Annotated in this window: 20 protein-coding genes and 3 tRNA genes; 14 read left to right on the top strand and 9 right to left on the bottom strand. The window is 70.4% G+C overall.

Annotated features, from left to right (window positions below; genetic code table 11):
- Positions 1–62: 62 nt before the first annotated feature.
- Positions 63–1,337, bottom strand: a complete 1,275-nt coding sequence (locus tag P0R32_RS13330) for a helix-turn-helix transcriptional regulator (RefSeq protein WP_276237518.1) — start codon at positions 1,335–1,337, stop codon at positions 63–65.
- A gap of 156 nt (positions 1,338–1,493) precedes the next feature.
- On the opposite strand from P0R32_RS13330, the gene P0R32_RS13335 reads away from it, so the two are divergent.
- Together P0R32_RS13335 and P0R32_RS13340 are read left to right on the top strand one after the other, a co-directional pair.
- Positions 1,494–2,813 carry a DUF7096 domain-containing protein gene (locus P0R32_RS13335; protein WP_276237519.1) on the top strand — a complete coding sequence of 440 codons (1,320 nt, stop codon included), beginning with the start codon at positions 1,494–1,496 and terminating at the stop codon, positions 2,811–2,813.
- A gap of 82 nt (positions 2,814–2,895) precedes the next feature.
- Complete coding sequence (locus P0R32_RS13340) at positions 2,896–3,384, top strand: type IV pilin N-terminal domain-containing protein (RefSeq protein WP_276237520.1); 489 nt, start codon at positions 2,896–2,898, stop codon at positions 3,382–3,384.
- A gap of 89 nt (positions 3,385–3,473) precedes the next feature.
- Here the strand turns inward: P0R32_RS13340 and P0R32_RS13345 are convergent, their stop codons facing one another.
- A complete protein-coding gene (locus tag P0R32_RS13345; RefSeq protein WP_276237521.1) occupies positions 3,474–4,175 on the bottom strand; it encodes a methyltransferase domain-containing protein in 702 nt (233 codons plus the stop codon).
- A gap of 123 nt (positions 4,176–4,298) precedes the next feature.
- Here P0R32_RS13345 and P0R32_RS13350 point away from each other — a divergent pair, with 123 nt between their 5' ends.
- Positions 4,299–5,042, top strand: a complete 744-nt coding sequence (locus P0R32_RS13350) for a creatininase family protein (RefSeq protein ID WP_276237522.1) — start codon at positions 4,299–4,301, stop codon at positions 5,040–5,042.
- Between the two features lie 75 nt (positions 5,043–5,117).
- Here the strand turns inward: P0R32_RS13350 and P0R32_RS13355 are convergent, their stop codons facing one another.
- Entirely contained in the window at positions 5,118–5,555 is a 438-nt protein-coding gene (locus tag P0R32_RS13355; protein ID WP_276237523.1) for a DUF5790 family protein, read from the bottom strand.
- 162 nt (positions 5,556–5,717) lie between these two features.
- Entirely contained in the window at positions 5,718–6,077 is a 360-nt protein-coding gene (locus P0R32_RS13360) for a dihydroneopterin aldolase family protein (protein ID WP_276237524.1), read from the bottom strand.
- A gap of 140 nt (positions 6,078–6,217) precedes the next feature.
- Here P0R32_RS13360 and azf point away from each other — a divergent pair, with 140 nt between their 5' ends.
- On the top strand, positions 6,218–7,021 hold the full coding sequence (gene azf, locus P0R32_RS13365; RefSeq protein ID WP_276237525.1) for an NAD-dependent glucose-6-phosphate dehydrogenase Azf: 804 nt from the start codon (positions 6,218–6,220) through the stop codon (positions 7,019–7,021).
- 20 nt (positions 7,022–7,041) lie between these two features.
- Here the strand turns inward: azf and P0R32_RS13370 are convergent, their stop codons facing one another.
- Both P0R32_RS13370 and P0R32_RS13375 read right to left on the bottom strand, forming a co-directional pair.
- Positions 7,042–7,773 carry a DUF309 domain-containing protein gene (locus P0R32_RS13370; protein ID WP_276237526.1) on the bottom strand — a complete coding sequence of 244 codons (732 nt, stop codon included), beginning with the start codon at positions 7,771–7,773 and terminating at the stop codon, positions 7,042–7,044.
- A 52-nt stretch (positions 7,774–7,825) separates the two neighbouring features.
- Positions 7,826–7,898 (bottom strand) — tRNA-Arg (locus tag P0R32_RS13375).
- A 130-nt stretch (positions 7,899–8,028) separates the two neighbouring features.
- Here P0R32_RS13375 and P0R32_RS13380 point away from each other — a divergent pair.
- The 4 genes from P0R32_RS13380 (at position 8,029) to P0R32_RS13395 (ending at position 11,707) form a co-directional block, all read left to right on the top strand.
- Positions 8,029–8,550, top strand: a complete 522-nt coding sequence (locus P0R32_RS13380; RefSeq protein WP_276237527.1) for a hypothetical protein — start codon at positions 8,029–8,031, stop codon at positions 8,548–8,550.
- Between the two features lie 158 nt (positions 8,551–8,708).
- Positions 8,709–10,145 (top strand): single-stranded DNA binding protein, encoded by a 1,437-nt coding sequence (locus tag P0R32_RS13385; RefSeq protein WP_276237528.1) that lies wholly within the window; start codon positions 8,709–8,711, stop codon positions 10,143–10,145.
- Positions 10,146–10,256: 111 nt separating this feature from the next.
- Positions 10,257–10,691, top strand: coding sequence for a histone family protein (locus P0R32_RS13390; RefSeq protein WP_276237529.1), 435 nt, complete (start codon positions 10,257–10,259; stop codon positions 10,689–10,691).
- A gap of 2 nt (positions 10,692–10,693) precedes the next feature.
- Positions 10,694–11,707, top strand: a complete 1,014-nt coding sequence (locus P0R32_RS13395) for a histone deacetylase family protein (protein ID WP_276237530.1) — start codon at positions 10,694–10,696, stop codon at positions 11,705–11,707.
- A 24-nt stretch (positions 11,708–11,731) separates the two neighbouring features.
- Here P0R32_RS13395 and cca read toward each other — a convergent pair whose 3' ends face one another.
- On the bottom strand, positions 11,732–13,189 hold the full coding sequence (gene cca, locus P0R32_RS13400) for a CCA tRNA nucleotidyltransferase (protein ID WP_276237531.1): 1,458 nt from the start codon (positions 13,187–13,189) through the stop codon (positions 11,732–11,734).
- A 136-nt stretch (positions 13,190–13,325) separates the two neighbouring features.
- On the opposite strand from cca, the gene P0R32_RS13405 reads away from it, so the two are divergent.
- The 5 genes from P0R32_RS13405 (at position 13,326) to P0R32_RS13425 (ending at position 15,679) form a co-directional block, all read left to right on the top strand.
- Positions 13,326–13,428 (top strand) — tRNA-Asn (locus tag P0R32_RS13405).
- 70 nt (positions 13,429–13,498) lie between these two features.
- Complete coding sequence (locus tag P0R32_RS13410) at positions 13,499–14,011, top strand: group I intron-associated PD-(D/E)XK endonuclease (protein ID WP_276237532.1); 513 nt, start codon at positions 13,499–13,501, stop codon at positions 14,009–14,011.
- Positions 14,002–14,105, top strand: a tRNA-Ile gene (locus P0R32_RS13415). Before P0R32_RS13410 ends, P0R32_RS13415 begins: the two co-directional genes overlap by 10 nt.
- 89 nt (positions 14,106–14,194) lie before the next feature.
- Complete coding sequence (locus P0R32_RS13420) at positions 14,195–14,626, top strand: ester cyclase (RefSeq protein WP_276237533.1); 432 nt, start codon at positions 14,195–14,197, stop codon at positions 14,624–14,626.
- 81 nt (positions 14,627–14,707) lie between these two features.
- A complete protein-coding gene (locus tag P0R32_RS13425) occupies positions 14,708–15,679 on the top strand; it encodes a C-terminal binding protein (protein ID WP_276237534.1) in 972 nt (323 codons plus the stop codon).
- Positions 15,680–15,698: 19 nt separating this feature from the next.
- Here the strand turns inward: P0R32_RS13425 and P0R32_RS13430 are convergent, their stop codons facing one another.
- Together P0R32_RS13430 and P0R32_RS13435 are read right to left on the bottom strand one after the other, a co-directional pair.
- Positions 15,699–16,634 carry a DUF6663 family protein gene (locus P0R32_RS13430; RefSeq protein WP_276237535.1) on the bottom strand — a complete coding sequence of 312 codons (936 nt, stop codon included), beginning with the start codon at positions 16,632–16,634 and terminating at the stop codon, positions 15,699–15,701.
- Positions 16,635–16,759: 125 nt separating this feature from the next.
- Positions 16,760–18,184, bottom strand: a complete 1,425-nt coding sequence (locus P0R32_RS13435; RefSeq protein ID WP_349770201.1) for an FAD-binding oxidoreductase — start codon at positions 18,182–18,184, stop codon at positions 16,760–16,762.
- 227 nt (positions 18,185–18,411) lie between these two features.
- Between P0R32_RS13435 and P0R32_RS13440 the strand changes: the two genes are divergently transcribed.
- Complete coding sequence (locus P0R32_RS13440; RefSeq protein ID WP_276237537.1) at positions 18,412–19,173, top strand: metallophosphoesterase; 762 nt, start codon at positions 18,412–18,414, stop codon at positions 19,171–19,173.
- Positions 19,174–19,183: the final 10 nt, after the last annotated feature.

Consider the following 19,183-nt stretch of genomic DNA (forward strand, 5'->3'; position numbering starts at 1 on the left):
GGTCCGCGGTAAACAGTTTCGGAACCGCCAGCGGCGACGACCGCGCGGGCGCCGACGGTTGCTCAGGCGGTCGACTCGTCGTCGCCGTCGTCCGCCGACTCGTCGGCCAGCGAAATCAGGTTCTCGCGACCGAGGCGGAGCTTCTCGATCCGACCGTCGTCGGCCATCGCCGACAACAGTTGGGACACCTTCGCGTCCGACCAGCCGGTGCCGCTGACGATGTCTCCCTGCCGCATCCGCCCGCCGTTCTGTTCGAGGAGGCGTTCGACGCGCTCCTCGTCCGAGAGCAGTTCAAGGTCCTCCGTGGCGTCGTGCCCGTCGTCGGCGACCGCCGTCGCCTCGCCCGCGATGGCGCCGTCTGCGTCCGTCGCCGCGGCGCCGGTGCCTGCGTCTGGCGTCGCCTTCCCGCCGGGGACGTGCTCGGACACACCGGCGGCCGCGTCCGCCGACGCGTCGCCAGCGGTCGAATTCGCGTTCGCGGCGGCCCCGGCGTCTCCCTCCCCGTCGCCGACGGTCACGTTCGGGACGACCACGTCCGCCGCGCGGAGGCCGCCACGCCGGTAGGCGATGGCGGCGACCGCCACGAGCAGCACCGCGCCCCCGCCGACGATCCAGGCGACCGGGAGGTTCAGTCCGCCCTCGGTCGAGGCGTACGCGATCTCGATGTCGCCAGCCTCGAACGTCTGTGGCCCCTCGACGATGATCCGCCGGTCGTTGATCGAGCGGCGGAACCCGTCGGAGACGTCGCTCACCTCGTACCCCTCGGGCGGCACGATGACGAGGCGTTGGGTGTCCGACAGCGACCCGAGCCACGTCCCGTTGTTCGGCGTCTCGAAGGCGTCTCCGAGCACGAGCGTCCCGTTCTCGCCCTGGGCGAGGAAGCCCTCCCACGTGAACTGGAGGCGCAGCGTACCGGTCTGGTTGCGGAGGACCGTAGACCGGTTCACGTTACTGATCGCCATCTCGCGGCCGGTGGCCTCCGACGCTTGGGCCGCGGCGTTGCGGAACAGGTCGATAGACGGACCGCCGCTCGCGTCGCCACTCTCGTACTCGCTGGCGTACTCGCGGAACGCCGCGCGGTCGGTCTCGTCGGACAGCGGTATCGTCGTCTCGACGGTCCACTCGGCTGCGGAGTCGGCGCGCAACGAGATGGAGAAGTTCGTCCGCGGCGTCCCGACCACCGTCGCCGCAGGGCCCGCGGGGGCCAGTCGCGACGGCGGTGTCGGCTCCGCGGTCGCCGGCGCGGGGACGGAGCCAGACCCCGTCAGCGCCGCTGCCGGGCCGGCGACGACCGAGAGGAGCACGACGAGCGCGGCGAGGAGGGCGGCGTACCGCATGCTATGTCATCGACTCTTGGCGTTCTGGCAAAACACTTTCCATCGGGGTCGATAACGGAACGGTATCCGGCGATTTCGCTCCGGCGTCGGGCGGTCCGTCGGGTCGGTCGCCCGTGTGGAGCGGTTTTTTATCGGATGAACCGGTACTCCTCACAGATGCGAGTCATCCCCGTCTTCCTCGCGGCCCTCCTGGTGTTCGCCGCGGTCGGGGTCGGCACACCCGCCCCACCGTCGGCCACGGTGCGAGGCGACGCCGACGCCGTGGCGACCGCGCCCGACGCGGTCACCGCGACTGCGACCACGATCGAACACAACGCGTCCGGCGCGATACGGGTGCTCGAACTCAACCAGAGCGAACCCGCCACTGCCGACGTGGACGTGGTGACGATCGAGGCCGGAACCGCGACGGCGCTCGACGCGAACAGCTCCGCCGCTCGGATCGAGACGATCGCTCTCCGCGAACGAATCGAAGGCGCGAACGCGAGCGACGAGCGACAAAAGGAGATCCTCGACGGCCTCAACGAAGTCGAGAAAGACGTGATCACCCTCCACAGCGAGCGGCGCGCGGCGATCGCCAGCTACGCGAACGGCGACATCTCTGCGCGACAACTGCTCGTCGAGTTGGCCGAAGTCCGAGCGTCGGCAAACGTGCTCGCAGAGCGCGTGCGCATCGTGAGCCGACTCGCCGAGCGCAGCGACGACGTCTCGGTCGACCGAAACAGGGTCGCGCGCCTCGAACTTGATCTCCGGACGTTCGACGGCCCGGTCCGGTCGCGATCCGCCAACGCGCTCGCCGGCGACCGCCTCGCCTCGACGCGGGTGTACGTCGCGGCGACCGAACACAGCGTCACGCTCTCGACTGTCGTCGACGGCCAGTACGTCCGCGAGACGTTCCGTGGCGACCTCCGGAGCCGCGACACCCGCGGTATCGACGAGGTGACCGCACAGAACGTGACCGCACAGAGCTACCCCGAGATATGGGCGGCGGCGGGCGGCGAGGCCGCCACCCTCGGCTCCGGCGGGACGTTCATCTCCACCCTCCAGTACCCCAACGGAACGCTGACGGCGTTCGTCGGCGGGGGGAGCGAACAGGTGTTCATGGAACACCAGCAGATCGACCTCGGCGGTATCAAGCACGGGCCGACGGCGACGCGGACGCTCGACGTGTCACTCGTCGTCAACCGAACGTTCCCCGGCGGGCCACTGCGGGTCGCCGTCGTCGACCCGGCCACCGGGGACCCCATCGACGCGGTCGTGAAGATCCAGCCCGAAGACGGCGCGAGCACCGAGGTCGGGACGACTGGCGACGACGGCGTCCTCTGGACCGTCTCGCCGCGCGGCGAGTTCGTCGTCACTGTGGTCGAAGTCGGTTCGACCGACGTGTCCTTCGTCTCCGTCGCTCCGACGGAACCGAAGACGGTCGCGGAGACGCTCGACTCGAACGGCGGGTCGGCCAGCGCCGAGCCGCCGGAGTGAGCGAGTCAGCGTCGCGACCCAGGGCCGAGACGGGGCCGCCGTCGGCGAGCATTTATCACCGAACACGCGACCAGCACCGTCGATGGCTCGCCCGTCACGACGCCGTGGACCGCTCGCCCGCGCGAACGCGTCGGTCGTCGGGGTCGCCGTGCTCGTTGCCGCCGCCGTCGCACTGTCGGCGACGGTCGCGAGCGCCGCGTTCGCGCTGACACCCGCCGAACCGGCACCGGTGGCGGCGGTCGACGTGTCCGTCTCCGGCGCCACCGTCACGCTCACCCACGCCGGCGGCGACGCGCTCGACGTGCGGACCCTCCGCGTCGTCGTCGCCGTCGACGGGACGCCACTGCGCCACCAGCCGTCGGTGCCGTTCTTCGCACAGCGGGGGTTCCGCAGCGGCCCGACGGGACCGTTCAACAGCGCCGCCGACCCGCGCTGGACGGCCGGGGAGACCGCCTCGTTCGCGCTCGCTGGGACGAACCGACCGCAGATCGAACCGGGTACGAGCGTGGAGGTGACCGTCTACCGGGACGGTCGACGACTGGTGACGGCGACCGTGTCCGGTGGAGCGTGACTCCCCCCGCGAGGAGTCGCGGAGTGGTGAGGAATCGGCGGGACAATCGCGGTGTCGACTGGACGAACGCCGCGCCGACCGCGGCCGGATCAGTCGTCGGCGGTCGTCGGTTCCTCGGCCGGCTCGGTCGCCTCGTCAGCGACATCGGCGTCGTCGCTGGCGCCGTCGCCGTCTTCGGGGACGGTCGCGACGCTCGTGATGGCGCGGGGCGTGCCGCGGTGGCGCTGCTGGATGAAGTGGCGGGTGTCCTCGAAGCCGGCGGCCTGGAACATCTCCTCGGCCTCCTCGGCGTCGTAGAACAGCATGATCGCGTCGGCGAGCTTCTGGAACGGTTTCAGCTTGGGGTAGTCGGGGCCGACGACGAGCACGGTGCCGCCGGGTTTGACGACGCGGCGGAACTCCCGAAGCGCCTCGACGGGGTTGGGCCAGTACTCGATGGAGCCGGACGACCACAGTTTGTCGAAGCTGTCGTCTTTGAACGGGAGGCGCTCGGCGTCGCCCATGTGGAAGCGGACCTTCCCGTCTTTGCCGAACTTCTTGAACGCCTGCGAGAACTGCCCCCGCGACTGGTCGAGCGCGTACACCTCGTCGACGTGGTTGAGCAGCCCCTCCGTCGCGAAGCCGGTGCCGGCGCCCACGTCGAGCACGCGGTCGTCGCGGTCGGCGTCGAACCACTCCAGCGCCTGGTTGCGCATCCGGTCGTCCCAGATGTACGGGTTGATCGTGTCGTAGACGCGCGAGAAGTACTTGTAGAACAGCCGCGCGTTGTCCTTGTCCTCCAGGATACCCATTAGCCTCGCGTTGGGCCGCGCCGGTCATAACCCCCACGGAACCCAGGGGCGGGCGTCGGTTCCGACGGACCGTGGCTGGCCGCGATAGCCGGGTACAAGTCGGGCCGGGACGCACGCGGGGGTATGCAGCTCTCGGAGGCGACGTGGACCGAGGTGCGCGACGCCGACCTCGCGGCGGCGCTGCTCCCCGTAGGGAGCACCGAACAACACGGCCCGCACGCCCCGCTCGGCACCGACGCACTGACGGCACAGGCGGTCGCCGACGCGGCGGCCGCGAAGTGGGCAGACGACGACGGACGGGACGGCGACCTCCTCGTCGCACCGCCGGTCCACGTCGGCGTCGCCGAGGAGCACCGCGCGTTCGACGGCACACTGTGGGTGTCGCCCGACACCTTCCGCGCGTACGTCCGCGAGACGGTCGAGAGCCTCGCGTTCCACGGCGTCGGCCGCGTCGTGCTCGTCAACGGGCACGGCGGCAACGTCGAGGCGCTGGCCGAGGTCGCCCGCCGCGTCTCGCGCGACGAGGCGACCGACGCGTACGCGGTGTCGTTCACGTGGTTCGAGGCGGTGGGCGAGCACTCGAGCCGGATGGGCCACGGCGGTCCACTTGAGACGGCGTTGCTGCGCCACGTCGCGCCCGACCTCGTCCACGAGGACCGAGTCGAGGAGGCTCGCGACGGCGGGAGCGACCGCTGGGGCGAGTGGGTCCGCGGCGTCAACCTCGCGCACGACAGCGACGAGTTCAGCGACAACGGCGTCGTCGGCGACCCAACCGAGGGAGACGCCGCGCTCGGCGAGGAGCTGCTCGACCGGGCGAGTGACGCGCTCGTCGACGTCGCGGGCGCGGTCAGCGAGCGCGAACGGTAGTCGACCCAGAAGTGGGAGGGGGAGACGACGCTGACGAGGGGGACCGAGTCGGTGGAGTCGTCGTCGTGCGTCGCGTTACGCCTCCGCCTCCTCCTCACCGTCGGCTTCGGCGTCGACGCCGTCGGCGTGGGCGTCCTCGAGGTCGCTTTTGATCTGCGGGACGACGCTCGCGAGGTCGCCCACCTGCTCGTGGGCCTCCTCCAGCGTCTCGACGAGTTCCTGGAGCGACTCGATCTCTTCGGCGAGTTCCTCGTCGTCTTCGAACGCGCCGGCGCGCTCGCCCATCACGTACTGCTTCTTCGCCTGCCGGAGCTCCTCGACGGCGTCGCCCGTGTCGAGGGCCGAGCGGAGGCCGTTGAGCGCGCCGAGCACGTTGTCCGCCTCCGTGTCCCACACCGCGTCCGCCGTCGGGAGCGTCGCCTTCGCGTTCGCGAGGTGTGCCTCGACGTCCGCGCGCATCTCGTCGGCCGCTTCCCCGAACAGGTCGTCGTCGTCGAAGGTCGCTTGTGGCATACTCGAAGGTCTCGGCGGACGTTCTTAAACGGTCGCCCGAAAGTGAAAGTGAAATCCCGCGGTTCGTCACCCGAGCCGCTCGGATACGGGCATCCAGCCGTCGGAGTCGATCGGTCGATCGGTCGATCGCTCCCGCCGGTCACGCGTTGCCGGTGCCGCCGCTCACGCGTCGGCGGTACCGTCGTCGATGACCTCCACGAGTTTCATCAGCGGGTAGCCGTCCTCCATCTCCATGCGGGTGCGGACGGTGACGCCCTCGTACACGATCCGCATCTGGACTTGCATCAGGTGGCCCGACAACTCGGTGTAGCCGTTGTCGTGGGCGATGTCGGCGGCGACGGCGTCGTCGTCGATGGCGACCGTCACCGACTCGCAGAACGGCTGGTTCTCGATCGACTCGGCGATGGCTGTCTCCAGCGAGCGCGTGCTCCGGGGCGACACCGGCGTGCCGGCGAACTGGTGGTACAGCGAGCCGAACTTGATCCCGGCTTCGAAACACGCCTGCTGGGCGTCGGTGACCATACTGGGCGGTCGCGACGGGCGGGGAAAGTCGTACCGGGCGTGGCTGTCGGTCCCGTCGTCGGCGCCGACGTGTCAGTACGGCGACCCGGGACCCCGCGAACCGCACCTTACTTACCCGCGCTCGTCGGAACACCGACCGAATGGACGAACCGGTGCTGCTCACGGGCGCTGGCGGCCGCGTCGGGCGTGCGATCCTCGCCGGGATCGGCGAGGCGTACGACTGGCGACTCCTCGACCGCGAACCCCTCGCGGACGCGAACCTACCGTCGGGCGTCGCCACCGAGGACGTGGTCGTGGCGGACGTGACCGACGAGGCCGAGATGCGCGCGGCCGTCGAGGGGGTCGGCGCCGTCGTCCACCTCGCCGGCGACCCCCGACCGAACGCCCCGTGGGACTCCGTGCTCACGAACAACATCGACGGCACCCAGACCGTACTCGCGGCCGCCGCCGACGCCGGTGTCGACCGGTTCGTGTTCGCCTCCTCGAACCACGCGGTGGGCGCCTACGAGACCGACGACCGGACGCCCGACATGTACCGCAAGGACGACGAGTTCCGCCTGAACGGGTCGGAACTCCCCCGACCCTCGAACCTGTACGGCGTCTCCAAGGCCGCCGGCGAGACGCTCGGACGCTACTACCACGACCACCACGACATCGCGGTCGCGAGCGTCCGCATCGGCAACCTCACCAAGGGGCACCCGCCGAAGGAGTACGAGCGCGGGCAGGCGATGTGGCTGTCCCACCGCGACTGTGCGCACCTGTTCGACTGCTGTCTCACCGCCGACTACGACTACGAGATCGTGTACGGTATCTCCGACAACGACCGCAAGTACTACTCCATCGAGCGCGCCCGCGACGTGCTCGGCTACGACCCGCAGGACAATTCGGCGGACTTCACCTTCGCAGGCGAACCGAAGGAAGAGGCCGAACCGGACTCCGCGTAGGCGTGTCGTCGCCTCGCCGCTCAGAATAACCCCTCGACGTCCTCCTCTTTCCGGCGCTCCTGATCGACCAGTCCCGACAGCCGGTCGTACACCAGCCGTCGCTCCTGTGGCGTGTCCACCCGAAGCAGGTCGAACAGCAGCGCGGCGAATCGCGACCGGCCGACCGTCTCCTCCTCGCGGGCGTACCGCCCGGCGTCGGCGACGACCGATTCGTCGAGGCCGTACTCTTCGGCGAGCGCCTCGGCCGCCAGCGACGCGGCGTCCAGCGACAGCGACGTGGGGGCGACGCGTTCGCCCTCGTGCGCGAGCGGTGGCGCGGGACCCCGTTCGACGCGCTCGGGGTCGGCAGCCAGCCGCGAGAGTGCCGTCCGCACCCGAGCCACGTCGACGCCGCGGTAGTCGTTTGGGAGGCCAGCGAGGTACTCGCGGGCGCTCTCGGTGAGGCCGGTCGCACCCGACCAGTTGCGCTCGCGGGCGTGGTGCTGTGCTGCCGTGAACTGGATCAGTGCGTGGAACAGCGCCTCGTCGCGGACGAGTGTCCCGTCAGGCGACGTTGCGGCGTCGGGGGCTCCGCAGGCCGCCTCGTCGATGGCGGCCCGCAGTTCGAGCCAGACGCCCTCCCACGGGTCGTGAGCGGCGTGGTACTCGCCGGCGGTGTAGAGGGCGATTCCAGCACGGAGAGCGGCCCGGCGCGTCTGCTCGTCGGGAATTCGGTCGTCGGGCGCCGGTGTGGGATCGGTGTCTGGTGCCATCGGACTGCGTCGTCGACAGCGGTGACTGTCGGGTGTAGCGTCGGAAAGGAAACGTCCGGACGGAGATTTGAACTCCGGTCCCTGGCTCCGCAAGCCAAGAGGATAGTCCACTACCCTACCCGGACTCATCTCAACCGATGCCAGCGCCACGTAAAGGGGTTCCGATTCGACCGACCCGTGTGGGCGGGCACCGTGACACAAGCGTGCGGTTGCGCCTACGCCGGGCTTTTGGGCGCGGATGGCGACCGGCGAGCCATGGACAGACGACGGGTACTCGCGGGCGCCGCCAGTGTCGGGACGTTCGCGCTCGCTGGCTGCACTGGCGCGGCGGGGGACGGCTCCGACGGTGACAGCGAGGAGACGACTGACGACACCGAGACGGGCGGCGCTGGTTCGAACACGTCGGAAGGGGGCGACGGCGAGAGCGACGGCCCGTCGATCACCGACACGCAGTTCGAGCGACTCGGTGACGCCGACGAGTCTGGTGGGCGTGGGAGCATCCGGTTCAGCGACGCGACCGTCACGTGCGCGGGGGTCATCCAGGGGCGAAACGGCTGCATGGAGGCGGCCTTGGACGCCGCGACGTACGACGCGAGCGCGGACGAACTCCGTGTCCGCGTGACGACCGTCGACGAGGGTGGGGACGCCTGCACCCAACAGATCGTCGACCGCGAGTACGAGGCGACCGTGACGTTCGAGGGTGGCCTCCCGGGTCGCGTCGTGCTCGAACACGAGTGGATGGACGGCGTGTACGAAGTCGCCGTGGCGACGCGGTGAGCGCGTAGCCTCAAATACGATCCCGCCACACCCGTCGTATGAGCGACGGCACGGCGGACGCCGGACGGACGGACGGCGAGGAAACCGACCGACCGCGCGGCAGATCCGGACGAACGGGAACCCTTATGCGCGAGACTGACTCAGGAGGGGATACGATTATGGGCGCTATCGAGGACGTCTACGACGACCTGGACGCCGACGTCCCCTTCGAGGAGTTCGAGGCCGCCGTCGAGCAGAAGGTCGAGGACATGGGCGGACTGGCCGACGAGGAGACCGCGGCGATGCTCATCGCCCACGAGTTGCGCGACGAGGAGGTGAACACGGTCGCGGACATCGAACCGGGGATGGACGAGGTGAAGTTCCTCGCGAAGGTGATGACCGTCGGCGAGGTTCGCACCTTCGAGCGCGACGGCGAGGACGAGGACGGCCACGTGCTCAACGTCGAGGTGGCCGACGAGTCCGGCCGCGTCACCATCTCGCTGTGGGACAAGGTCGCCGTCGACGCGAAAGAACACCTCTCGCCGGGCGACGTGCTCCGGATCATGGGGCGCCCCAAGGAGGGGTACAGCGGCCTGGAGGTCGCCGCCGACAAGGTCGAACCCGACGAGGACGCCGAGGTCGACGTGGAGGCCGTCGAGCAGTACCGCGTCGAGGACCTCACGATGGGCGCCTCCGACGTCGACCTGCTCGGGAAGGTGCTCGACGTCGACACCGTCCGGACGTTCGACCGCGACGACGGCACCGAAGGGAAGGTGTCGAACATGACCGTCGGCGACGAGACGGGTCGCGTGCGCGTCACCATGTGGGACGAGATGGCCGACCGCGTCGAGGAGTTGTCCGCTGGGCAGTCCGTCGAAATCGTCGACGGCTACGTCCGCGAGCGCGACGGCAGCCTCGAACTGCACGTCGGCTCGCGGGGCGCCATCGACGAGGTCGACGAGGACGTGGAGTACGTCCCCGAGACGACCGACATCGCCGACCTCGAACTCGACGACGTGGTCGACATCGCCGGCGGCGTCATCGAGACGAGCGAGAAGCGCACTTTCGACCGCGACGACGGCTCGCAGGGGCAGGTGCGCAACGTCCGCATCAAAGACGACACCGGCGAGATCCGGGTGGCGCTGTGGGGCGACAAAGCCGACCGCGACATCGACCTCGCGGACAAGGTCGTCTTCACCGACGTGGAGATCCAAGACGGCTGGCAGGACGACCTCGAAGCCTCCGCAGGCTGGCGGTCGTCCGTCTCCGTGCTGGAGAACGCCGGGGGCGGTGCCGGCGGGGCGTCCGGGTCCGACGGCGCGGCCGACCGAGACGCTGGCCAGGGCGGTCTCGACTCGTTCGACTCCGGCGACTCCGGTGGGTCTGGTGGCACTGCCGCGACGGCGACCGCGACGACCGACGACGACGCGACCGACGACGAGGGTGGTGTCGTTGAGTTCACCGGGACGGTCGTGCAGGCCGGCGACCCGGTCGTCCTCGACGACGGCACGCAGACGCGATCGGTGAAGACCTCTGCGAAACTCCGCCTCGGCGAAGAGGTCACCGTGCGGGGCGTCGAATCCGACGGCACCATCGACGCCGACGACGTGTTCTGAGGGGCGGCGACGCACGGCGCGGCGACCCAACGCTCGCCCGGCGACGCTCCCGTGTGGCGAGAAACCACGACAAAGGAAACCGTTATACACGCAACACTCCGGCGTATGTGTATGACTGTCGAGTTGCCGTTCGCGCCCGTCGACGACGTCATCCGTCGCAACGCGGGTGACCTCCGGGTCAGCGCCGGCGCGGCCGAGGAGTTGGCCGGACGCGTCCAGCGCCACGGCGCGTCGCTGGCGGCCGACGCCGCCGAGCGGGCGGCCGCCGACGGACGAAAGACGCTGATGCCGGCGGACTTCGGCGTCGAACAGGTCGTCGACCGGTCGTCGCTGACGCTCCCCATCGCGCCCGTCGACCGCATCGCTCGGCTCGACATCGACGACTCCTACCGCGTCTCGATGGACGCCCGCGTGGCGCTGGCGGACGTCCTCGAGGACTACGCGGACAACGTCGCTCGCGCCGCCGCGCTGCTCGCGCGCCACGCCGACCGACGCACGGTCCAGGCCGACGACATCGAGACGTACTTCGCGCTGTTCGAGGGGTAGCCATGCGGTTCGGCTACAGCGAGTCCTGTCTCGACCACGACACCGGCGACCGCCACCCCGAGAACCCCGACCGCCTGCGGGCGATCAAAGAGGGGCTCAAGCGCAAACACGGCGTCGAGTACGTCGAAGCCGCCCCCGCCTCCCGCGCGGCTATCGACGCGGTCCACGACACCGACTACGTCGACGAGGTCGTCGACTTCTGCGAGTCCGGCGGCGGCAACTGGGACCCCGACACCGTCGCCTCTGCGAACACGTGGGACGCCGCGCTCGCGGCGGCGGGGCAGGCGCAGTGGGCCGCCGAGGAGGGATTACAGGGAGCGCCGGGGCGCGACACGCCGTTCGCGCTCGGGCGTCCGCCGGGGCACCACGCCGTCGAGGACGACGCCATGGGCTTCTGTTTCGTCAACAACGCTGCCGTCGCCGCGCAGGCGGTCATCGACGACCCCGACACCGACGTGCAGCGCGTCTCCATCTTCGACTGGGACGTCCACCACGGCAACGGGACACAGGACATCTTCTACGACCGCGGCGACGTCTTGTACAGTTCGATCCACGAGGAGGGACTGTACCCGGGGACGGGTGCTGCCGAGGAGACCGGCGAGGGCGACGGCGAGGGAGCCACACTGAACGTGCCGCTCCCGGCGGGCGCCGGCGACGCGGACTACCTGCGCGCAATCGACGAGTTGATCGCGCCCGTCACCGAGCGCTTCGGCGCCGACCTCCTGATCATCTCGGCGGGGTTCGACGCCCACCGTCACGACCCCATCTCCCGGATGCGCGTCTCCACCGAGGGGTACGCGCTGATGACCGACCGGGTGCGCACGCTCGCCGAGGAGGCGGGCGCGGGACTCGCCTTCGTGCTCGAGGGCGGCTACGGACTCGACACCCTCTCCGAGGGAGTGGCGATGGTGCACGAGACGTTCGACGGTCGGCCGCCGATCGAACCGGACAAACAGCCGGAAGACGCGACGGTGCCGCTGGTCGACGACATCCGCGAGCAGTTCGATCTGGAGTAGGTCACGCCGGCGCCGCCGCGCCGCTCACACCGAGGGCTCGAAGTACTCGCGGAGGTCGACGCCGAAGGTGGTCGCCAACTCGCCGACCTCCGTACCCGCGAGCACGTCGTAGCCACGTTCGAGTGCCGACTCCACACGGGCGCCGAGGGCGGCGTCGAACAGGCGGTCGGACGAGAGGACGGCGACGGCGTCGCGCTCGGCGGGCGGTCGCTCGCGCTCGACGACGTAGCGACCGTCGGCGACGAACGGGCCGTACGCCTCGGGGTCAGTGGCGTACTTCCCGTAGAAGCCGGCGGCGTGCTCGCGGACGTGGACCGGCGGTCCCTCGTGACGTTCGATCGCCGGCAGTTCTCGCGCGGCCAGTTCGACGAGGAGGACGGCGCGTCGGGCGTCGGTGTCGGCGTCGGCGTCGCCGCCGTCGTCGCGTTCAGTCGCGAACGTCGCCGACCGGAGCGGGTCGAACCCCATCCCGGACAGTTCTCGCTCGATCCCAGACAGCGAGCGGCGGAGTTGTGGGTACAGTTGGTCGTCCACGAGGTCGGGGGCGTCGAAGACGACCGCGACCGGCGCGGTGCCCCGTCGCTCGACGTGGGCGCGCACCGCCTCGGCGTCCACCGGTGCGGGGTCGTCCGGGAAGAACGGCTCCGTCCGCGGGTCGGCGAGCAGGTCGCGGGCGTGGTGCTGGAGGCGCGCGAGGTTGTCGCCAGAGAGGACGGCCGCGACGTTGCGCTCGGGGTCGGTGGGGTCGATGACGACGAGCGGGTCGTCGAACGTGGCGGTGCCGTGGTCTACGGGGTCGAACCGCACCGGCGGGTGCCAGTCGGCGACCGCTTCGAGCGTCTCGCGGACGCCGCCGTGTTCGAGCACGAGCAACTCGGTGAGGTACCCCGAGAACCCCCGCGTGCGGAGGTTGCTCCCGTACACGCCGATTCCCTTGAGAAACGCCTTGAGCACGCGCACGTCGCCCGCGAGGTCGTCGTCGAGGCGCTCGACGAGGAACTCGTTGTGGAACGGGGTGCGGTCGACGGCGGATCGGATCTCGGTTGCGGCGTCGACGCCGTAGCAGGGGACCAGGTCCACGTCGAATCCGTCGGTCGTCCCGACGACGTACGGGTGCTCGGCGTACTCCTCTTCTCCCTCCGGGAGCACCGCGTGGCCCACCTGGAGGCCGTACCGCTCCAAGTCCTCGCGTGAGAGTGCCGTCGGGAAGCGGACGAACAGGTCGATGTCGCGGTCGCCGGCGAGCCACGTGCCGCGGGCGGTCGACCCCACGGTGAGCACGTCGGCCTCGTCGGCGGGGGCCGGGAGGTCGGCGACCGCCGCACGAGCGCGGGCGGCGAGGTCGGCGGCGGCCTCGTCGAGGCGGTCGCGTTCGGCGGCGTCGGGCGTCACCCGCTCGTGGACCGTGGACAGCACCGCGTCGAGGTCGTCGCCGCCGGCCGCCGCGTCGGCTGCGTCGGCGTCGGCGTCCGGGTCGGTCATACACCTCCTTCCGGCGGGCGGCTAACGAGCGTGTCGGTCGGTGACGGCGCCTCGGTGGCGGGGTGTGCCAACACCTCGCTCGGGCGGGGGCGAAACGAAAGCACTTTCAAATTCACCCCGCTACGTAGGGATGCGAGCCGAAGTAGCTCAGCTGGTAGAGCGCCTCGCTGTTACGGGATTCAGGTCCCCTGTCTCCCGCAGATACGAGGTGGTCCCAGGTTCGAGTCCTGGCTTCGGCGCTTCTTTCCGACCTCACTCGCAGAGGTATTCTATCGGTATCCTTACCGAACATCCGATCCACTCGTCGTCGTGGACGAGCGACAGGATCGGTTCGAGCAGCTCGAAACGACGGAGAAACGAGGACAAGCGAGCGAGGCGATTCTGAAAGCTGCGTTCCTCACGCGGGGGATTCCCGTGTTGACGCCAGAGTACGACAACGAACCCTACGACTTCGTGATCGACCTCTCCGGCACCTTCCACCGGATCCAAGCGAAGACGGCGTATCGCGGAAAACCTGAGACGGTTCAGTTCGAGACGGTTCGAACGAGAACTCGGAGCGAGGGATACGACAGAGAAGGGTATGCCGGCGAAGTCGAGTTCTTCGCAGTGTACGACCCGATCCACGACGACGCGTACCTCGTCGACGTCGACGACGCGCCCCGTGGGAAAATGGAGATCCGGCGAGAGCCGACTTCGAACGGGCAACGAGTTGGTGTGAACTGGTTCGAGGATCTGCTCCTCGATACAGTGCTGTCGACCGTCGGGGAGAGAGAGGAAACTACTTGCCGGCGGCCCGACAACGCCGCAGGCGAGGGCCCGTAGCTTAGTCTGGTATAGCACCCGGCTCATACTCCGTGCGGCTCCGACCGGCGGATGGGTCACCGGGCGGTCGAGGGTTCGAATCCCTCCGGGCCCAGTTCACACCGTCCATCGACGCTCGTGAGCTACGCTGACGCGAACCTGAAACAACCACTTTACTGTCGCTGACGCAATACTAACGCGGTTATGTCAACCACAGAAGAGCGACAGCGCGAGATCGCCACCACGATCAGCGGCGCCTTCGTCGACGCCTACAACACCGGCGCGACGGGGCTCATCGACGACGTCGTCACGGACGACTTCGTCTGTCACCACACCGCGGCGGGCGAGGAACTCCACGGCGCCGACGAGTACAAGACCCGGATCGACGACCTGCGGTCGGCGTTCTCCGACTTCTCCATGGCGGAGGAACAACTCATCGTCGACGGCGACCGAGCCGCGGGCTACTACCGGTGGGGCGGCACCAACGACGGCGAGTTCATGGGCGCCCCCGCGACCGGCGCGGAACTGGAGACGCGGAGTCTCACCATGATGCGGATGGAGGGCGACAAGATGGCCGAGATGTGGGTGTACGGCGACAACGCCGACGTGGCGAGACAACTCGGTATCGAGCGATAAGCACCCCGTCCCGCGGCTGTCCCGGCCCCATCCGCTTTTTTAGGCCCCGTCCGACGCTCCGACTATGCCGGAGGGACCCCGATGACCGACCGTGACCGTCTGGTCGTCGTCAGCGACGACCCGAAGTACGACGCCGACCGCATCGGCGAGATGCTCGGCTGTCGCGTCGAGACGGCTGACCTCTCGACGCCCGCGCTCCTGCGCGAGCACGCCGCCGACGCGGACGCGGTCGTCGTGAACGTCGACTCGTCGGTGCCGGGCGACGTGCTCGCGGACCTGGATCTGTCGGTCGTCGCTCGCGGCGCCGTCGGCGTCGACGGCGTCGACGTGGCCGCCGCCGCCGACCACGGCGTCCAGGTCGTCCACGCGCCCGACTACTGCCTCGACGAGGTCGCTGACCACGCGGTCGCACTCCTCACCGCGCTCGCGCGTGGCGTCCCCGCCTACGCCGCTCGCGCCGAGGCGGGGTCGTGGGACTGGGAGCCGCCGTACCCGATCGCACGGCTCGCGGACTGTACCGTCGGCCTCGTCTCGTTCGGTCCCATCGCTCGTCGATTCGCCGACCGGATCGCGCCGCTCGTCGACGACGTGGTCGCCACCGACCCGTACGTCGACGACGAGGCGTTCTACGAGCGCGACGTCGAGCGCGTCGAGGTCGACGAGTTGTGGCGGCGCGCCGACCACGTCTCCGTCCACGCCCCGCTGACCGACGAGACGGAGGGCATGGTCGACGACGACGCGTTCACGAGTCTCCCCTCGCACGCGGTCGTCGTCAACACCGGTCGCGGGGGTGTCGTCGACGAGGACGACCTCCTCGCGGCGCTGGAGGCGGGCGATATCGCCGCCGCCGGCCTCGACGTGTTGGCCGAGGAGCCGCCCGCGGCGGACCACCCGCTGTTCGGTCGCGAGGACGTGGTCGTCACGCCCCACGTCGGGTGGTACTCCGGCGCGGCCGACCGCGACCTGAACGAGTCCATCGCGCGCGACATCGGTCGCGTCTTCCGCGGGGAGGAGCCGCTCGGACTCGTCGACCCCGAGGCGGACTGGCTGTAGCCCGCGCGACGCCGACGGGTCAGCAGTAGGTGTCGCGAACCGTCCGCGCGAGGACGCCGTCCGCGCGGAAGGCGATGTACACGACGACGTAGCCGCCCTCGGCAGGCCGCAGGACGAACACCTCGCGCGGGTCGTCGTCCGCGAGGTCGTCGTTGACGCGGTCGACCAGCGGTTCCAGCGGTGTCGTCCCCGACCGGAACTCCCCCAGCAGGTCGCGAGCGCCCGCCTCCGCGAACACGTACAGCGCGCCGTTCGGCTCGCCGTCGGTGTCGCGCGTGACGCGCGACCCCATCCCCTCGCCGGCGGCACGCGCCTCCTCCCACGTCTCGCGGGCCGCCTCGAACATCGGCTCCACCCCGTCGGCGAACCAGTAGCGGCTCTCGCGCTCGATTGTCACCGACTCGACTCGCGCGAGCGGGGGCGCCGCGGCGGCGTCGTCGGTGTCGCGGGGGTGGCCGCTCTCGGGGTCGGGCCACCGGAGACTCGCCGTCACGACGTACCCCGGTGAGAGGCTGTCGAGGGTGCTCTCGAGGTCGCTGTTGCCGTCGCGGTCTCCGTCGTCGCTGTCGGTCGCATCGTCCGGAGTCGCGGCGACTCGCACCGGCTCGAACCCCACATCGGGCGCCGGCCCCGGGCCGGGGTCGGGCGTGTCGAGGTCGACGAACACCAGCGCGTCGTCGTCGCGGTCGAGCACGCGGTAGCGCCGCGGTCCGAGTCCGGTAGCGTCGCCGTCGGTAGTGCCGTCTACAGGCGCCTCGGTCGCCGGCGTGTCCCGGGCGGAGGCGTCCGCGGCGGATTCTGTGCCAGCGGCGTCTGCGGTGGCTGCGGTGTCTGCGGTGTCGGTCCGGTCGGTGTCGGTCGCGTCTTCGACCCAGTCGTCGTCGGCGTCGTCGGCCCACGGGTCGACGTTCCCCGTCGAGGAGTCGTCGTCCGCCGGGCCGTCGCTCCCGTCCATACCCCCTGAAGCGGCCCGTCCGGTAAGCGCGTGTCGCTCTGCGGCGACGACGCGACCGCCGGCCACGCAACTCAGGTGCGGTTCGCCTGCGACCCGCCCGCGACCCGCTCGCGGCCCGCCCGCGATTACCCGGTCGGGTCGACGTTCTGGTTCCGGTGGAACAGGTTCGCAGGGTCGTAGCGGCGCTTCACCGCGACCAACCGGTCGTAGTTGTCGCCGTACAGCAGGCGTCCGGTCTCCGTTCCGTCGCCCGGGAAGTTGCCGTAGGCACCCGAGGCGACGCCGGTCGACCGGACGCGCTCGACTCCGCTGCGCGCCCACTCGACGTTCGCCTCGGTGTCGGCGTCGTCCTCCCAGTTGGCCTCGAAGGTGAGCATGAACGGCCGACCGCGGTGGGGGTAGGCGGTCGCGTCGGGCGGCACGTCGTCGATGGCGCCGCCGAGGTGCCACAGGTCCACCGTCGACAGCGGCGACGGCATCCGCTCGGCCGACCGCGCCACGAGTTCGAGCACCTCGTCGGTCAACTCGTCGACGTACGTCGACTTCCAGTAGTAGTTGCGCCCGTCGGGGTAGTCCTCGTCGAGCAGCGTCTGGAGGTCGGTGTACGCCATCGACTCGCTCAGGTCGGCGACGGGGTCGGCCGCCTCCCGGATGGGTCGGAACTCGGCGTCCGCGACGTCGGCTGGGCCGTCGTAGCAGCCGAGGAACGCGAGCGCGAGCGACCCCCACGACGCCTCGGGGAACTCGTCCAGTTCCGGTACCGTCGCGGCGAACGCGACCACGCTGGACTCCGGGGGCGCGTGCGCCGCGTAGTCGCGGAAGGCCCGCAGCGCGCGCGCAGCGTCGGCCATCGGGTGCCAGACGAACAGCACCGGCACCTCGGGGCCGACCTCGTGGAGGCGGTACTCGAACGAGGTGACCACGCCGAAGTTGCCGCCACCGCCGCGCACCGCCCAGAACAGGTCCGGGTTCGCGTCGGCGTTCGCGGTGCGCACCTCGCCGTCGGCGGTGACGACCTCGACGCCCGTGAGGTTGTCCAGCGAGAGGCCGTGCTCACGCCGGAGGTGTCCGACCCCGCCGCCGAGCGTCAGTCCCGCGACGCCCGTCTCGCTCACGACGCCGAGGGGCACGGCGAGTCCGTGCAGTTGCGTCTCGCGGTCCACGTCGCCGATGGTCGCGCCACCCTGGACGCGTACCCGGCGGGTATCGCGGTCGACGAACACGCCGGTCATCGCCGAGAGGTCGACCACGACGCCGCCGTCACACGTCGCGGTGCCGGCGACGTTGTGGCCGCCGCCCCGCACCGCCAGCGGCAGGTCCTGCTCCCGGGCGAACGACACCGCGTCGACCACGTCGGCGGTGCCGGCACACCGGACGATCAGCGCGGGGTGCTTGTCGACGGTGCCGTTCCAGAGGCTGCGCGCCTCCTCGTAGCCGGCGTCCGAGGGACGGAGCACCTCGCCGTGGATCCCTGCTACGAACGACTCGACCGCGCCGTCGTCGAGTCGTTCGAGCGTCGCTTCGCCGTCGTTCACACCGGTTTGGGCCATATCGACGTACCTATCGCTCGCTGAAAGGATGGCTTCGCCGACAGGATCGGTGGTCGGTCCGTTCCCGGTTCGTCCCGGTGAGAGCGGATGGCGTCCGCGTCCGGCCAAACACGTACAGTCGGCACCTCGGGTGCCCTCCGGGTGCGTCTCGAACGCGCGCAGCGTATTCTTCGGCGCGCGAGGGGCGCGACAACAGGGCTAACCCCGCGCGGCGGGAACGGGTGTCCGTGTTGAACGCCGGCTTCCGTGATCGGGCCATCTACCTCCGCGACGCCGACGCGCTGGTGGTCGCGGACCTCCACGTCGGGCGCGCGGAGGCCTCCGACGTGGCGTACCCGCTCGGCGAGGCCGGAGACCTCGCCGAGCGACTCTCGGCGCTCCTCGCCCACTTCGACCCGGCAGAGGTCGTGTTCGCCGGCGACGTGCTCCACCGGTTCGACCGCGTCTCGCTGGCGGCGGCGGACTCGCTGGCCGCGCTCGTCGACGCCTGCCGCGACGCCGGCGCACGGCCCATCCTCGTCCGCGGCAACCACGACACGGCGCTGGCCGACGCGTGGGACGGGCCGATCCACGACGCCTACGAACTCGACCGATGGGGTGGGGGCGAGGACGGAGACGCACCCGCGGTCGTCCGCCACGGCCACGCCGCACCGCCGGCGGCGGAAACGGCGGGGCTGTACCTGGTCGGCCACGACCACCCGACCATCGCCATCGAGGGACAGCGCCACCCCTGTCACCTGTACGCCCAGGACGCCTACCGCGGCGCCGACGTGCTGATGCTCCCCGCGTTCAGCCGCCTCGCCGCCGGCGTCGAGGTGAACGGGATGACCGCCCGCGACTTCCAGTCGCCGTTCGTCACCGACGCGAACGCCCTCCGACCGATCCTCGCGCGCGGCGACGGCGCCCCCGGCGACGCGGACGGCGACGACTCCCGGGACGACAGTCCGCTGGAGTTCCCGCCGCTCGGCGAGTTTCGCCGGCTCCTGTAGGGCGGGGAAG

The sequence above is a fragment of the Halobaculum marinum genome, from assembly GCF_029338555.1.
In the GTDB taxonomy this organism is placed as follows: Archaea; Halobacteriota; Halobacteria; order Halobacteriales; family Haloferacaceae; genus Halobaculum; species Halobaculum marinum.

Coding starts and splice junctions, on each gene's coding strand:
- P0R32_RS13425 (WP_276237534.1), top strand. CDS start 14,708: ATGACCGACCGTGACCGTCTGGTCGTCGTCAGCGACGACCCGAAGTAC.
- P0R32_RS13360 (WP_276237524.1), bottom strand. CDS start 6,077: ATGGTCACCGACGCCCAGCAGGCGTGTTTCGAAGCCGGGATCAAGTTC.
- P0R32_RS13340 (WP_276237520.1), top strand. CDS start 2,896: ATGGCTCGCCCGTCACGACGCCGTGGACCGCTCGCCCGCGCGAACGCG.
- P0R32_RS13370 (WP_276237526.1), bottom strand. CDS start 7,773: ATGGCACCAGACACCGATCCCACACCGGCGCCCGACGACCGAATTCCC.
- cca (WP_276237531.1), bottom strand. CDS start 13,189: ATGACCGACCCGGACGCCGACGCCGACGCAGCCGACGCGGCGGCCGGC.
- P0R32_RS13335 (WP_276237519.1), top strand. CDS start 1,494: ATGCGAGTCATCCCCGTCTTCCTCGCGGCCCTCCTGGTGTTCGCCGCG.
- azf (WP_276237525.1), top strand. CDS start 6,218: ATGGACGAACCGGTGCTGCTCACGGGCGCTGGCGGCCGCGTCGGGCGT.
- P0R32_RS13420 (WP_276237533.1), top strand. CDS start 14,195: ATGTCAACCACAGAAGAGCGACAGCGCGAGATCGCCACCACGATCAGC.
- P0R32_RS13385 (WP_276237528.1), top strand. CDS start 8,709: ATGGGCGCTATCGAGGACGTCTACGACGACCTGGACGCCGACGTCCCC.
- P0R32_RS13355 (WP_276237523.1), bottom strand. CDS start 5,555: ATGCCACAAGCGACCTTCGACGACGACGACCTGTTCGGGGAAGCGGCC.
- P0R32_RS13330 (WP_276237518.1), bottom strand. CDS start 1,337: ATGCGGTACGCCGCCCTCCTCGCCGCGCTCGTCGTGCTCCTCTCGGTC.
- P0R32_RS13435 (WP_349770201.1), bottom strand. CDS start 18,184: ATGGCCCAAACCGGTGTGAACGACGGCGAAGCGACGCTCGAACGACTC.
- P0R32_RS13380 (WP_276237527.1), top strand. CDS start 8,029: ATGGACAGACGACGGGTACTCGCGGGCGCCGCCAGTGTCGGGACGTTC.
- P0R32_RS13345 (WP_276237521.1), bottom strand. CDS start 4,175: ATGGGTATCCTGGAGGACAAGGACAACGCGCGGCTGTTCTACAAGTAC.
- P0R32_RS13395 (WP_276237530.1), top strand. CDS start 10,694: ATGCGGTTCGGCTACAGCGAGTCCTGTCTCGACCACGACACCGGCGAC.
- P0R32_RS13350 (WP_276237522.1), top strand. CDS start 4,299: ATGCAGCTCTCGGAGGCGACGTGGACCGAGGTGCGCGACGCCGACCTC.
- P0R32_RS13430 (WP_276237535.1), bottom strand. CDS start 16,634: ATGGACGGGAGCGACGGCCCGGCGGACGACGACTCCTCGACGGGGAAC.
- P0R32_RS13390 (WP_276237529.1), top strand. CDS start 10,257: ATGACTGTCGAGTTGCCGTTCGCGCCCGTCGACGACGTCATCCGTCGC.